The organism is Desulfacinum infernum DSM 9756 (assembly GCF_900129305.1).
Lineage (GTDB): Bacteria > Desulfobacterota > Syntrophobacteria > Syntrophobacterales > DSM-9756 > Desulfacinum > Desulfacinum infernum.
Genome location: NZ_FQVB01000005.1, coordinates 149591 through 163544 on the forward strand (window position 1 = coordinate 149591; position 13954 = coordinate 163544).

12 protein-coding genes are annotated in these 13954 nt (G+C 62.4%); 3 read left to right on the forward strand and 9 right to left on the reverse strand.

Annotation, left to right across the window (positions count from 1 at the left end):
* Nucleotides 1-143 precede the first annotated feature (143 nt).
* Together BUB04_RS02770 and trkA are read right to left on the reverse strand one after the other, a co-directional pair.
* Nucleotides 144-1592 (reverse strand): TrkH family potassium uptake protein, encoded by a 1449-nt coding sequence (locus tag BUB04_RS02770; protein ID WP_073036711.1) that lies wholly within the window; start codon nucleotides 1590-1592, stop codon nucleotides 144-146.
* Nucleotides 1593-2951, reverse strand: a complete 1359-nt coding sequence (gene trkA, locus BUB04_RS02775; RefSeq protein WP_245795111.1) for a Trk system potassium transporter TrkA — start codon at nucleotides 2949-2951, stop codon at nucleotides 1593-1595.
* Between the two features lie 205 nt (nucleotides 2952-3156).
* Here trkA and BUB04_RS02780 point away from each other — a divergent pair, with 205 nt between their 5' ends.
* On the forward strand, nucleotides 3157-3345 hold the full coding sequence (locus tag BUB04_RS02780; protein WP_073036715.1) for a hypothetical protein: 189 nt from the start codon (nucleotides 3157-3159) through the stop codon (nucleotides 3343-3345).
* Between the two features lie 175 nt (nucleotides 3346-3520).
* The gene (locus BUB04_RS02785) at nucleotides 3521-3724 is read left to right on the forward strand and encodes a DUF6485 family protein (protein WP_073036717.1); all 204 of its coding nucleotides are present in this window, start codon (nucleotides 3521-3523) and stop codon (nucleotides 3722-3724) included.
* Between the two features lie 22 nt (nucleotides 3725-3746).
* Here BUB04_RS02785 and BUB04_RS02790 read toward each other — a convergent pair whose 3' ends face one another.
* Entirely contained in the window at nucleotides 3747-4358 is a 612-nt protein-coding gene (locus BUB04_RS02790; RefSeq protein ID WP_073036818.1) for a hypothetical protein, read from the reverse strand.
* 97 nt (nucleotides 4359-4455) lie between these two features.
* Complete coding sequence (locus BUB04_RS02795) at nucleotides 4456-6252, reverse strand: NYN domain-containing protein (RefSeq protein ID WP_073036719.1); 1797 nt, start codon at nucleotides 6250-6252, stop codon at nucleotides 4456-4458.
* A 66-nt stretch (nucleotides 6253-6318) separates the two neighbouring features.
* On the opposite strand from BUB04_RS02795, the gene cutA reads away from it, so the two are divergent.
* Nucleotides 6319-6648, forward strand: a complete 330-nt coding sequence (gene cutA / locus BUB04_RS02800; protein ID WP_073036721.1) for a divalent-cation tolerance protein CutA — start codon at nucleotides 6319-6321, stop codon at nucleotides 6646-6648.
* Here the strand turns inward: cutA and hisD are convergent.
* The 5 genes from hisD to hisS form a co-directional block, all read right to left on the reverse strand.
* Nucleotides 6631-7950 (reverse strand): histidinol dehydrogenase, encoded by a 1320-nt coding sequence (gene hisD / locus BUB04_RS02805; protein WP_143156326.1) that lies wholly within the window; start codon nucleotides 7948-7950, stop codon nucleotides 6631-6633. The two genes, cutA and hisD, sit on opposite strands and share 18 nt — an antisense overlap.
* A gap of 2 nt (nucleotides 7951-7952) precedes the next feature.
* Nucleotides 7953-8756, reverse strand: a complete 804-nt coding sequence (locus tag BUB04_RS02810) for a septal ring lytic transglycosylase RlpA family protein (protein WP_073036723.1) — start codon at nucleotides 8754-8756, stop codon at nucleotides 7953-7955.
* A gap of 1 nt (nucleotide 8757) precedes the next feature.
* On the reverse strand, nucleotides 8758-10605 hold the full coding sequence (locus BUB04_RS02815) for a triose-phosphate isomerase (protein WP_084075988.1): 1848 nt from the start codon (nucleotides 10603-10605) through the stop codon (nucleotides 8758-8760).
* A 4-nt stretch (nucleotides 10606-10609) separates the two neighbouring features.
* Nucleotides 10610-12397 (reverse strand): aspartate--tRNA ligase, encoded by a 1788-nt coding sequence (gene aspS / locus BUB04_RS02820; protein WP_073036823.1) that lies wholly within the window; start codon nucleotides 12395-12397, stop codon nucleotides 10610-10612.
* Between the two features lie 85 nt (nucleotides 12398-12482).
* Nucleotides 12483-13751 carry a histidine--tRNA ligase gene (hisS, locus tag BUB04_RS02825; RefSeq protein ID WP_073036725.1) on the reverse strand — a complete coding sequence of 423 codons (1269 nt, stop codon included), beginning with the start codon at nucleotides 13749-13751 and terminating at the stop codon, nucleotides 12483-12485.
* Between the last annotated feature and the right edge of the window lie 203 nt (nucleotides 13752-13954).

A 13954-nucleotide genomic window follows, 5' to 3' on the forward strand; every position in this document is an offset into this window, starting at 1 on the left:
AAAAAACAAAAACGGTAGGGGCGAAAGATCTTTCGCCCCTACCGTGAGCGGACCGCCAAGCCCATTCAGGTGCGTTCGTCGCACACGGCGCCCCAGCGAGGTGAGCTTTACGCCCGCCCGTCAGGGCCGCCCCCCTCTTCTTTTCAGCGCCGCCAGAATTCCGGCACCAGCAACACGATGACCGTATAGATCTCCAGCCGTCCCAGGAGCATGCAAAGGGACAAGAGCCACTTGGCCATGTAGGGCATGGCGGCGTAGTTGTCCGCCGGGCCCACTTCCCCCAGGCCCGGCCCGATGTTTCCGATGGTGGCGGCCACGGAGGCGAAGGCCGTGACCACGTCCACTCCCATGGCCGCCACCAGAAAGGACGAAAGGATGAAGAGCCCCAAGTAGAGGATGAAGAATCCCCACACGCTGTGAATGACCTCCACGGGAACGGATTTGCCCCCCATCTTGAGCTGGGAAACGGCATGGGGGTGGATGAGGCGCATCAGTTCCCGATAGCCGTGTTTCATAAGGAGCATGATCCGAAGGCACTTCATGCCGCCGCCCGTGGAACCGGCCGAGGCCCCCAGGAACATGCAAAAGAGCAGGATGGCCTGGGAGAGCGCCGGCCATTTTTCATAATCCGCCGTGGCGTAACCCGTGGTGGTGATGATGGAAACCACCTGGAACGAGGCGTACCGGAAGGCCTTGGACAGGCTGTCGTAGACGGCCCCGTAGATGTCCACCGTGCACACCAGCACGAAGACGGCCACCAGCCCCACGAAGAACCGCAGCTCGGGGTCCCGCCACAGGGCCTTGGGCCTTCCCACCAGAAGCTGGTAGTGCAGGGAAAAGTTGATCCCCGCCATCAACATGAAAAGGATGATCACCCCGTCCACATAGGCACTGGAATAGTGGCCGATGGAGGCGTTCTTGGTGGAAAAGCCCCCCGTGGCCAAGGTGCCGAAGGTGTGGCACAAGGCCTCGAAGAGACTCATCCCTCCGGCCATGAGAAGGAGCGTTTCCAGCAAGGTAAAGAGTAGATAGACCTTCCAAAGCGCCGCCGCGGTATCCCGAATCCGGGGCCGCAGCTTGTCGGGCACCGGAGACGGTACTTCCGCCTTGTAGAGCTGCATCCCGCCCACACCCAAAAAGGGAAGGATCGCCAAAGAAAGGACGATGATCCCCATGCCACCCAGCCAATGGGTGAGGCTGCGCCACATGAGGATCCCGTGGGGGACCGCCTCGATGTCGGTGAGCACCGAAGCGCCCGTTGTGGTGAATCCCGACATGGACTCGAAAAAGGCATCGGCAAAGGTATCGAAGGTTCCCGCGAAGTAGAACGGGAGGGCTCCCACCAGCGCCGCGCCGATCCACCCCAGGCTCACGATGGCCATGCCTTCCCGGTGCCCCAAGACCCCCGGAGGTTCGGAGCGAAAGGGCAGCACCAACAACGCTCCGAGCCCCAGGGAGACGGCCATGGATTCCAGAAGCGCAGCCAGATCTCCGGCTCCGTGGGCGACGGAAAAGGCAACCGGGAGGACCAGGGTGGCCCCCACGCACCAGATCAAGACGCCCGTCACCCGAAACACGTAGCGCCACCGCATTCAGATCGTCCTCATCTTCACGGAAAGCTCCTCCTCCACCCTGGCCATGGCCCTCCGGGTGCTCAGGATGAGCACCCGCTCTCCCGGCTGGATCGCGGTGTCGCCGGTGGGAATGATGGTCTCGGTTCCCCGGAGAACGGCAAGCACAATGGCTCCCTTGGGAAATTTGATGTCCTTGAGGGGCCTTCCCACCAGGCCGGAACGCTCCACCGCCTCCACCTCCAGCACCTCCGCCTCTTCCCCTTTCAGGGAAAAGGCGGACAGGATCTTCCCCGTTCGCACGTATTGGAGGATCGTATTGATGGCGGACAGCCGGGGGCTCACGATATGCCCCAGCCCGATGGCGTTGACGATGGGCATGTAGGCAAACTTGCTGATGCGCGTGATGGCCATGCGGGCCCCCAGGCGCCGGGTGAGCAGAGAACAGAGAATGTTGGTCTCTTCATCCCCGGTGAGGGCCACCACCAGATCCATGCGACCCACGTTTTCTTCCAGCAGGATGCGCTGGTCCGTTCCGTCACCATGCAATACGATGGTGTGGTCCAGGGAATCGGCCAGGACCTGGCACCGGGCCAGATCCTTTTCCAGAAGCCGCACATGCAGGGACTGCTTCTCGAGCCTCCTGGCCAGGCGAAGTCCGATGTCTCCGCCGCCGATGATGAGCACGTTGCCCGGATGCTCGCTTCGGCATCCGAAAAACCGCAGCACCTTCTTCAGGTCCCGGGTCTCGCAGACCACATAGACCAGATCGTCGCGCTGGATCACGTCCCGTCCGTACGGAACCAGAAGGGCATCGTTACGGAAGATGGCCCCCACCACGAAGCGCACATTCCCCACCGCCTGCCTCAATTCCGCCATGGACGCCCCCAGCACCGGGCAGCCTTCCTTGATGCGGATGCCGATCAGGTGGAGGCGGCCCTCGGCGAATTCACTCACATCCTCCGCATCGGGAACGGAAATCAGGCGCTCGATGGTTCGGACCACCTCCACGTCCGGGTTGATGACGCGGTCCAGGTTCAGGCTGGTTTCCAGAAAGCCGGGACGAAAATCCGTGTAAGCCTCGCTTCGGATGCGCGCCAGCTTTTTCACGTCGGGGGCCAGCACGTTGGCAAAGAAACAGGCAATGAGGTTGGTTTCGTCACTGTCGGTCACGGCCAGAAACGTCTGGGCTTCCTGGATCCCGGCCTCCTCCAACACCTTGGGATCGCTCCCGGAGCCTTCCAACGGCTGCACGTCCAAGGCGTCCGTAAGCCGCGCCAAAGCAGCGGGGTCTTTGTCGATGACGACCACTTCCTTGTTTTCTTCGGCCAGTCTTTGTGCGATGTGGAAACCCACTTCGCCCGCTCCCACAATGATCACTTTCAAGGCGAGGCTCCTTTTCCATGGGGATGGCACAAGCCGACTTCCCAGGCGGTGTAGCAAAGGCGACCCGTTCTGGCAAGCGCAATGCCGCCGTCAAAAGGGACTCGGTCGGCCGTCACCGGCAGCTTAGACCATTGCGCCCCGGCGGGTCTTGTGATAGAAACCTTCATTGTGAAAAAGGGCATTAAAGGAGGAGAAAAGGATGTCGAACTGGGCGTGGCGAATCGGCATGTTGGTTGTGGGCGGGGTACCGGCCATCATCGGTGGTGGTCTTTTCTGGCACCTTTTTGAAAAGTGGACGGCGGTCATCGTCTGGGAAATCGTACTTCTTTTCCTTTTGAGCGTGATCATCGCCAAGGGAGACAAGCGGGGGCAGGAAGCGGGCCACTAGGGAAATGACCGCGAGGTAACGCCTTTCCACCCGTAGGGGATTGAGCGTCCATTATTCGCGTAGGGGCGGTTCGCGAACCGCCCCTACATGAGACTCCCACCCCCGAAGAGGTCCCCCTTTTTCGGTGATTTTATTGCTCATATCCCGGCGGGGCTCCCGGACAGGAGGCGCATGCATGGAATGCAAGAAGGAAAAGAATCTCAGCTCCTGCAACTGCACCTATGAGCCCTGTTCCAGAAAGGGCATCTGCTGCGAATGCCTTCAGTATCATCTGAAAAGCAGGCAGCTTCCGGCCTGCTGCTTCCCGGCGGATGCCGAAAGAACCTACGATCGGTCCTTCGAGCACTTCGCCCGGCTGGTCCAGCAAAAGAAGGTTTGATCCCCTTAGGATCCTCCCTCCTTCATCGCAACCCCGCTTCCCTTTTGACCAGGAGGAGGCCGGGGCTCTTGTGAAAATACATGTGCGGGGAGTCCACTCCCACGGAAAGGAAGCGGGCTTCGATCCAATCGAAGAGAACGGGGCGGTCCGGCCAGGTGAATCCCCTTTCCTCTTGCCGCAAATCCTCCCACAGGGCCCTTGCCTGGGGCCATCGAAGGAAAATCTCCTCCTTGGCATCGCTGCAGTAAAAGAGCGCACAGGATACGGGACTCAGGGGAAGGATACATCCGCGGGGTCCCAGGTACACGCACCGGTCCGGCCTGAAAGGGGATTCCAGGGCCTTGTAGATCCCTGCCCGGGCCGCCTCGTCGCCCAGGACCCAGGCAATGACCAGATCCGCAAAGAAGGTGATGATGCTCTCGAAGCCGCAGCAGGCGCTTCGCCCGTTGTGGAAGCACGACGAGGCGCACAGCTCCGAAAAAAACTCCTGCTGGAAGGCGTCCACCTTGGCCCGGAACGCCAGATAGGGCTCGATTCGTTCCCGGAGCGCCTTCCGATCCCCATCGCCCATGCGCGACAGGCCCAGCACGATGGCGTCCAGGCTCCTTCGCTGCTCCTCATTGTATTCGCTCACCCCATCCTCCTGCTGGGCGGCCCCATCGCGGCTTTCGCCGCGCCCCCAGACCACCCATTTTCATTGGCGTCCATTTGCGTTCATTCGCGGTTCTTCTTCACAGCAGCCTGGGGAGGTCGTGGACATACGAATAAAAGTCCAGAGGCCGGATCAGGCCATAGACCCTGGCGCCCGCCGCATCGATGATCTCCCGGTCTTCCGTGACGAGCAGGGCCTTCCGATCCTTGTTCTTCCCGATGGCCTGCACGATGTAAAGATCCGCCGTGTTCCCTCTGGACTTGTCCGTGTAGACGATCTCCACTTTTCCCCGCCGGTCCCTGAAATCCTCCTGACCGTCGAAGACGAGTACGATCTTTCGAAAATGGTCTTGCTTGGTCTGTACCGCCTCGATGAAGTCGTTTCGAAGGTCGGCCAGGTCCGCCCCCCGATTCCCGTCGGAGTCCAGAAGGCGGACCAGAATGTTGTAGCCGTCCACGTAGAGCGTGTAGCGAAGGCTTTCACCGCCGGCCACAAAATCTTCCAGGTTCTTCCAGTCCCCGCGGGAGTCCTTGGGCGGTGCGCCTTTCAGGAATCGCCCGTAAAGGGCTTCCAGGATCTGTCGCCGCTTATGTTCCACCTCCCCCAGCAGCGTTTCGGGATCCGGCAGCATTCCGGCAGCTTCCAGATCGCGCAAGGCCCGCTCCAACCGTTGGAGGATCCTCAGGTTTGGAGGCGCCGGATCCAGGAGCCTCAATCTCCGCACCAACTCTTCCCGCCTCAGATCGGCGGGCAATCCCTTCAGGGCCTTCTCCACACCCGGGAGCGCAAGCAGCCGATCCCGTTCCGCAAGCAGGGCCTCCCTGAGGCGCCGCACCTCGGGGTGAACCACCAGGGAGTCGGAGAAGATGCGCTCGATTTCGTTCAGGTGAAGATCCACCTTGAGGAGCTTTCGGCGAACGTCCCCAATGAGTCCGTAACGCTCATCGGCCTCTTTTTGCAGCGAAAACGTCCTGTCCGCCCAGATGAGGAGTTGGTCCAGGCGCCGCGAAGCCTTTTCCACCCCCTGCCAGTCGATTTCCCCGCGGGTTTCGTAACGTGCGTACCAGCGTCGCCTTTCCTCGTTGATTCGATCTTCAAGTGCCGACTGAAAGGAGGCTTCCCATTCCCGGAGCTTTCGCTTGAGGTCGGCATTTTCGCTCAGCAGCCGCTCCTTTTCGGAGGTCAGCGCCGCTTTCTCCTGCCTGAGCTTTTCGATTCTCTCTTCCAGCCGTCTTCGCTTCTCGGCTTCCCGGTGTCCCGCTCCCTTCCCGGTCGGACCTTTGCCGGAAACGGTGCCCCGGGACGTTTCCCCTCCCGTGCCCGTGAAACCCAAGGACGAGAAAATGACAGAGGACTCAGGAACCTCTTTCTGCGCTTTCCGCAGAATGCTTTGGACGGGGACAAAGAATTCCACGAGCCGCTGGTCCAAGCGGCGTCTCCAGAAATCCTCCTTAGCGGTGAGGTCGGCCAGATCCTCCAGGGCCTCCTCCAGGAAGAAAAGGGATATCACGAGCCGTTCCGGCCCCAGGAGGTCCTTGAGGTCCCACAGGTTCTCGCGGATGAAACGCCGGTCCAGCATGTCCAGGAAGGCCAGGATCTCCAGGTTGGCGTCCGCCCACGCGTCGGCCGCCGCTTGGAAGAAAGCGGGGTCGGTTTTCAGGATTTCCGCGAGCCGTTCCGCGGCGGGCGCGCGGTCCAACTCCCGTTCGATCTTTCCATCACCGGAGGGAAGCCCGCGGAAGACGGCCTCTCGCACGTGGGGAAAGTCCTGAAAAAGTTGAACCCAGAGGCCTCTTTCCATATCCTGGACGAGAAAAAGGAAAAAGGGCTCGGGCAGCCTGGGATGGATGGATTGCAGAAAAAGGGATGAGGCCACGAGCGCTGTCCTTGCTGCTGCTTGATCGTGTCAATCGGTGATCCCTCGACCGGAAGGAGGAGTCCCATGGACCAGGTTCTTGTCGTTTTCGTCACGGTGGGAAGCCAGGAGGAGGGCCTGCGCATCGCCCGAACGGTTGTGGAAGAGCAACTGGCGGCGTGCGTGAACATGATCCCCGCGGTGCGATCCATCTACAGCTGGAAGGGCCAGGTCTGCGATGATCCGGAAGTCCTCCTGGTCATCAAGACCCGGCAGGCCGTCTTCCCCCGCTTGGAGGCCCGGGTCAAGGAGCTCCACAGCTACGACGTGGCGGAAATCATCGCCCTTCCCGTGGCCGCGGGTTCGTCGGATTACTTGAACTGGGTTCTCGCCTGCACGTCACGAGGAGCGGCCTAGTTTCTCCTTGCGAATGGAAACCGACCGGGCATGGGCGTCCAGTTTCTCCAGGCCCGCCAGGCGGATCACCGCGTCGGCGTCTTTTTCGAAGGCCTCCTTGTTGTAGCTTACCACCGAGGTCTTTTTCAAAAAGGTCTCCACGCCCAGGGCGGAAGCGAAGCGGGCCGTTCCGGACGTGGGCAGCACGTGGTTGGGCCCGGCGAAGTAGTCTCCCACCGCTTCCGGGCTGTAGGCGCCCAAAAAGACCGCCCCGGCGTGCTTCACCCGGGGCAGCAGGTCCCAGGGCTTGGCCACCAGAAGTTCCAGATGCTCGGGAGCCAGCAGGTTGGCCACATGCACGGCCTCTTCCAGGCTCACCGTCTTGACGACGGCCCCGAAGCGGGAAAGAGCCTCCCGGGCCGTCTCCCGGCGCGGCAGCTTTTCCAACTGCCGGGCCAAAGCCTCCGGAAGGCGCTCGATCAGGTCTTGGTCGGGCGTGATGCAGACGGCGCTGGAAAGGGGGTCGTGTTCCGCCTGGCTCAAAAGGTCGGCGGCCACAAAATCCGGATCCGCCTCGCCGTCGGCCACCACCACCACTTCGCTTGGACCTGCCAGCGAGTCGATTCCCACCCGGCCATAAACCATTCTCTTGGCCGTGGCCACATAGATGTTTCCGGGCCCCACGATCACATCCACGGGCTTGATCCGAGGCGTCCCGAAGGCCAGCGCGGCGATGGCCCAGGCACTTCCCGCCCTGTGGATCCGGGTCACGCCGGCTTCCCGGGCCGCCACCAGAAGATACGGATTCACGGAACCGTCCCGGCACGGAGGAGTCACCATGGCGATGTCCCGAACGCCCGCGATGTCCGCCGGTACGGCCGTCATGAGCACGGTGGAAACCAACGGAGTCTCCCCGCCCTTGCCGCCGGGAACATAGACGCCGGCGGAAGAAACCGGCCGGGTCATCTGCCCCAGAAAGACCCCTCCGTCGAAGGTGTCGAACCAGGAACCCTGGAGCTGCCGCCGGTGGAACGCGGCGATGTTGTCCCGGGCCCGGCGGATGTCGGCCAGCAGCACCGGATCCACCGCGCCGTAAGCCCGGTCGATCTCTTCGGCGGAAACGGTCAGGAGACTTTCCGAGAAATCGGGGGCATCGAAGCGCTTCGTGAAATCCACCAGGGCGGCGTCGCCTTCATCGCGCACGCGCTTCAGGATCTCCTGGACCCGGCGTTCCACCTCAGGGTCCGCGTCCACCTGGCGGCGGGTCACCTTGACGAAGAACTCCTTGGCTTCCTGTGATGGATAAACCAGAACGGGCAGCATCTTCAGTCCTCCACCGCGACCACAAAGGCATCCCCATAGCCGCGCCGTCTCAGATCCAGGGCCGTCTCGTTGGCCGCATCCAGATTCCTGTAGGAACCCACCTGCACCCTGTAAAACGTCCCGGCGTCCAGTTCCACCTGTCGAATATAGACTCCGCCCGCGTGGTCGGCCAACACCTGCCGGAGCCTCTGGGCGTTGGCCCGGTCCCGAAAGGATCCCACCTGGACGGCAAAATGTCCTTCCCGGTAGGAGCGCACGGGATCCACCCGCCAGGACGTGCCGCCGGCCACTTGCACGGGGGAGGCCACCCGGACCGCCTCCACCAGGACCGGAGCCACGCCTTCCCTTTGGATTCCCAACTGCCTGGCGGCTTCGTAGGAAAGATCGATGATCCGGCCCGGCACAAACGGGCCTCGGTCATTGATGCGCACCACGATGGACCGGCCGGTCCTCAGGTGCGTGACCTTCACGTGGGTGTTCATGGGAAGGATCTTGTGGGCCGCCGTCAGGGCGTACATGTCGTAGCGTTCACCGTTGGACGTGAGCCTTCCGTGCCAGTCCCGGCCGTACCAACTGGCCAGGCCCTTTTCCCGGTATCCTTCGGCGCTGGGGATGGGGTAGTACCACACCCCGTTGATCCGGTAAGGCTTCTGGGTGCCGATGGGAGGCGGAGTCCCGGGCGGCGTCGGCACGGGCGGCGGTGGAGCCTTGCGGCTGCAGCCGAAGCTCAGGCAGCAGACGAGAACCAGGCATCCCCAGCCGAGGAGCCGCCCCAGGCTTTCGGGCCTTCGTCCAAGAGACCGCATGCTAATCCGTCCAGGATCTTCCGTTTTTCTCCATTTCTTCCATCTTGGCCAAATCCTCGAAACGGATGTCGATTCCCAGGATGCCCACGATCTCTTCCAGTTCGTTGCGAATGGGGGCCGACACCGTGATGCACAGGGCCCCCGTGTAGCGCGAGGTGTAGAAGTCGGTCACATGAACCTTGCCGTTCTTCATGGGCTCGATGAACCACGGCCGGTCGGACAAGTCCTCGCCCACATGGGCCTGATCGTACTTGGCCCGATCCACGATGTGGGTGATGTTGCGCGTGATCTTGCGGCCTTCGGCGTCGGTCACATACACGTACTGGATGAACGGATTGAGCTCCAGGAGGGTCTGCAGCACGGGTTCCTGCATCTCCGGATCCATGCTCTTGATGGCCGCGCTCTCCACCACTTCCGCCACCAGGTGCGCCGCCAGGGAGCGGGCCCGCTCCTTGAGCTTGTCGAACTCGCTCACGAAGTATTCCGGCAGATAGCGCCGCGCCCAGCGCTCCAATTCCTCGTTGGAGATGGAGGTGTTGCGACCCTTGGCGTATTCTTCCATGATCCGCTTGTGGATCTTGACGATGCCCGGGTGGCGCTTGTCCAGGCGCTGATCGCCCTTGAGCCGCAGCCGATTGTTTACCCAGTAGGCCACGCTGGCCACGCCGGACTTGTCCGTGATGATGATGCTCACCGGGCGGCGCAGCAGCAGCTGGGTATCGAAGATGTTGTAGATCTCCTCGTCCTTGACGAGCCCGTCGGCATGGATGCCGGCGCGGGTGGCGTTGAAGTCCTCGCCCACAAAGGGGTAGTTGGGGGGGATGCGGTATCCCAGTTCCTTTTCGAAGTACTCGGCCACGTCGGTGATGGCCGTGGTGTCCACCCCGTCCATGCGCCCCTTGAGGCTGATGTATTCCATGATCAGGCCTTCGATGGGGGCGTTGCCGGTTCGCTCGCCGAAGCCCAGCAGGGTGCCGTTGGCTCCGCTGCACCCGTAGAGCCAGGCCGTGGCGGCGTTCACCAGTACCTTGTGGAAATCGTTATGGCCATGCCATTCCAGGAGCCGGCCCGGCACCCCCGCTTCGTCGATGAAGGCCCGAACCAGCTTGGGCACGCTGCGCGGCAGGGCGGCCCCCGGATAGGTGACCCCGAAGCCCATGGTGTCGCACAGCCGGATCTTGATGTCGATGCCGCTTTCCTCCCGAAGCTTCATGAGCTCCATGGCGAAGGGGATGCAAAACCCGTAGATATCGGCCCTGGTGACGTCCTCGAAGTGACACCGGGGCCGAATCCCTTTGTCCAAGGCCGCCTTCACGATGGCCAGGTACTTTTCCAGGGCCTGCCGGCGACTGACCTTCAGCTTGAGGAAGATGTGGTAGTCGGAAACGGAGGTGAGGATCCCCGTCTCCCGGAGTCCCGCATCCACCACCAGTTGCAGATCGGCGGCCACGGCCCGCACCCAGCCTGTGATCTCCGGATACGGGTAGCCCTTGGCCAGGCACGCTTCCAGGGCCTTTCGGTCCTTGTCCGTGTAGAGGAAGAACTCCGACTGGCGGATGACCCCGTTGGGACCGGAGAGGCGATGGAGGAAGTCGAAGATGGTCTCGATCTGCTTGACCGTGTAGGGCGGTCGCGCCTGCTGGCCGTCCCGAAACGTGGTATCGGTGATGAAGATGTCCTCCGCCGGGTCGATGGGAAGCAGCTTGTGATCGAAGTCGATCCGCGGCACTTCCACGTAGGGGAAGATGTCGCGCATGAGGTTGGGCTCTTCCAGGTCCACCAACCGGTGGCGCCAGAAGTGGGAATGTTCGTGGTCCAGAACGCCTTTTTTGGGATTCCATCGGGCCATGGGGTTACCTCCCCTCTGTCTCCACCCGGATGCAAAGCTCCAGAAGCTGATTGATGTCCGCCTCGGACGGCGCCCCGCTCATGAGGCACGTGGCCTTCTGGGTCTTGGGAAAAGCGATCACGTCGCGGATGGACGCCGCTCCGCTCATGAGCATCAGTAGCCGGTCGAAGCCGAAGGCGATGCCTCCGTGGGGCGGAGCTCCAAACTGGAGGGCGTCCAGCAGAAAACCGAATTTCTCGGCCGCCTCTTCCGGACCGATGCCCAGGGCGGCGAACATCTTGTTCTGGATGTCTTGGCGGTGGATCCGGATGCTGCCGCCGCCGATTTCCGTGCCGTTGAGCACCAGGTCGTAGGCCCGGCTTCGCACCTTTTCGGGCGCCTCGTCCAGGAGCGGAAGGTCCTCTTCCAGGGGCGCCGTGAAGGGATGGTGAACGGCCACGTAGCGTTTTTCGTCCGGATCCCATTCCAACAGGGGAAAATGGGTCACCCAGCAGAACTGGAACGCACCGTCCTCCACCAGGTTCATCTGCCGGGCCAGCCGGTTCCGAAGGTTGCCCAGGGATTCGTGCACCACCTTGGGCTGATCCGCCACGAAAAAGAGGATGTCGCCCTGGCCGGCTCCGGTGGCTTCCGCAATGGCCCCGCGCACCCCCTCGGACAGGAACTTGGTGATGGGGGACTGCCACCCGTCCGGCTGCACCTTGATCCACGCCATTCCCTTGGCTCCGAAGCCCTGCACGAATTCGATGAGGTCGTCCAGGTCCTTCCGGGAAAGGCGGCTTCCGCCGGGAAGGCAGATGGATTTCACCCGGCCGCCGCTTTCCACGGCCTGCCGGAAGACCCGGAAATCGCAGTCCTTGACGATTTCCGTCAGGTCCACCAGCTCCAGCCCGAAACGGGTGTCGGGCCGGTCCGTCCCGTAGCGGTTCATGGCGTCCGCGTAGGTCATGCGGGGAAAAGGCGTGGAGAGCTCCACCCCCAGAAGCTCCTGGAAGAGCCGGCAGATCCATCCCTCGATGAGTGCGAAGACGTCCTCCTCGTGGATGAAACTCATCTCCAGGTCCAGCTGCGTGAACTCCGGCTGGCGGTCCGCCCTCAGGTCTTCGTCCCGGAAGCACTTGACGATCTGCATGTAGCGTTCGAAGCCGGCCACCATGAGGAGTTGCTTGAAGATCTGGGGCGACTGGGGAAGCGCATAGAATTTGCCCGGGTTGACGCGGCTCGGCACCAGATAGTCCCTGGCCCCTTCCGGCGTGCTCTTGGTAAGCACCGGGGTTTCCACTTCCACGAACCCGTGATCGGCGAAGTAGTTGCGGGTGAGGAAGGCCGCCCGATGCCGCAGGATCAGGTTCCTTTGCATGACGGGCCGACGCAGATCCAGATAACGGTACTTGAGCCGGATGCTCTCGCTGGCTTCCGTATCGTCTTCGATGTGAAAGGGCGGGGTCTTGGCCACGTTCAGAATCTTCAGATCGTGGACCAGCACCTCGATTTCGCCCGTCTTGAGCTTGGGGTTGGTCATGCCTTCCGGGCGGCGGCGCACCGTGCCGCGCACGGCGATCACGAACTCGCTTCGAAGCCCGTGGGCCCGTTCGTGCGCCAAGGCATCGGCCTGCGGATCGAAGACCACCTGGGTGATCCCTTCCCGATCCCTCAAATCGACGAAGATCAGCCCGCCGTGGTCCCGACGCCGCTGGACCCAGCCCATGAGAACCACCTGTTCGCCCGCGTGCCCGAGCCCCAGCGTGTTGCAGTCGTGGGTCTTCTTCCACTCGCCCAGCGGGTCCAGCATCACGGACGGCGTCTCCAGTTGCCTCGCTTCCTCTCTCACCTGCATCTCCTATATTTCACGAAGGTATGTGGCAAGAATCCATCTTTCATGAGCACCTGCGCAAATACTCCATGAGGGCCGTTTCGGCGTCGGCCAGGGAAATCTCCACCTGCTCCTTGGACGACATGTTGCGAAGGGGCGCCTTCCCGCTTTCCAGCTCCTCGTCGCCCAGAATGAGCACGTGGGGCACGCCGAGCTTGTCGGCGCGGCGCATCTGGCTTTTCAGGCTGCCGCCTCCGTAGGAAAATTCGGCGGCGATCCCGCGGGCCCGAAGCCCCTGGACCAGCCGAAACCCCTCCCGCAGCGCCCGGTCCCCGAGCACGGCCACAAAAAGGTCGGGCACACGGCCGCTGTGGGATCGGCTTTGCTGCAGCAGCAAGATGAGGCGCTCCATGCCGATGGCGAAGCCGATGCCGGGAAGATCCGGACCGCCCAGGTCCTTCATGAGCCCGTCGTAGCGGCCTCCACCTCCCACGGCGTTCTGAGCTCCGAGCCGGTCCGTGACCACCTCGAAGGTGGTGCGCATGTAGTAGTCCAGACCGCGCACCATCCGGGGATCCAGCTCAAAGGGAGTGCCCAGATCGCTGAGATACGACTGCACCCTGTGGAAGTGGTCCCGGCAGTCCGGGCACAGATAGTCTTGGAGTTCAGGGGCTCCATCCAGAGCGTCCCGGCATCGTTCCACCTTACAGTCGAAGACCCGAAGCGGGTTCACGTGCCGGCGCCGATCGCAATCGGGGCAGAGCTCCCCGGCGCGATGGGCCAGGAAGGCCGTGAGCGCCTCGCGGAAGTCGGGCCGGCACCGGCGGCAGCCCAGTGAGTTGATGTGGAGCCCCACGCCCTGGACGCCGAGCCTTTCCAGGAAGCGGCACAGCATGAACATCACCTCGGCATCCAGCATGGGATCCTCGATGCCGAACACTTCCGCGTCGATCTGGTGGAACTGCCGATAGCGGCCCTTTTGCGGCCTTTCGTGCCGGAACATGGGCCCGATGCAGTAGAATTTCTGGACCAGCGGATCTGCCTGCAGGTTGTGCTGGATGTAGGCCCGCACGATGGACGCCGTGGCTTCGGGACGCAGAGTGAGCCAGCGGCCCTTGCGGTCCGGGAAGGAATACATCTCCTTTTCCACAATGTCCGTGCTCTCCCCGATGCTCCGGGCGAAGAGCTCCAGCTTTTCCACGATGGGCGTGCGGATCTCCCTGTACCCGAAGGATTCCAGCACCTCCCGCGCCGTCGTCTCCACCGCCTGCCACCAGTGAACCTCCGACGGCAGAATATCGTTCATGCCCTTGATGGCCTGGATGCGCTCCATGAAGTCTTCCCCGATTCCACCTCGATCGCTCTGGTCACGTGATTGAGAACCGCATGCTCCCGCCGAGTGGATCCGAACCGGACGTTCGACGGAAATGACAGGAAAAACCCAGGCGTCCGGATCCCCTCTGCGCACGAATCATAAACGTCTTCTAGTAGATAAGGGGTCTGGCGTTGTCAAGGAAAAGATCCCCGCACCGGCCC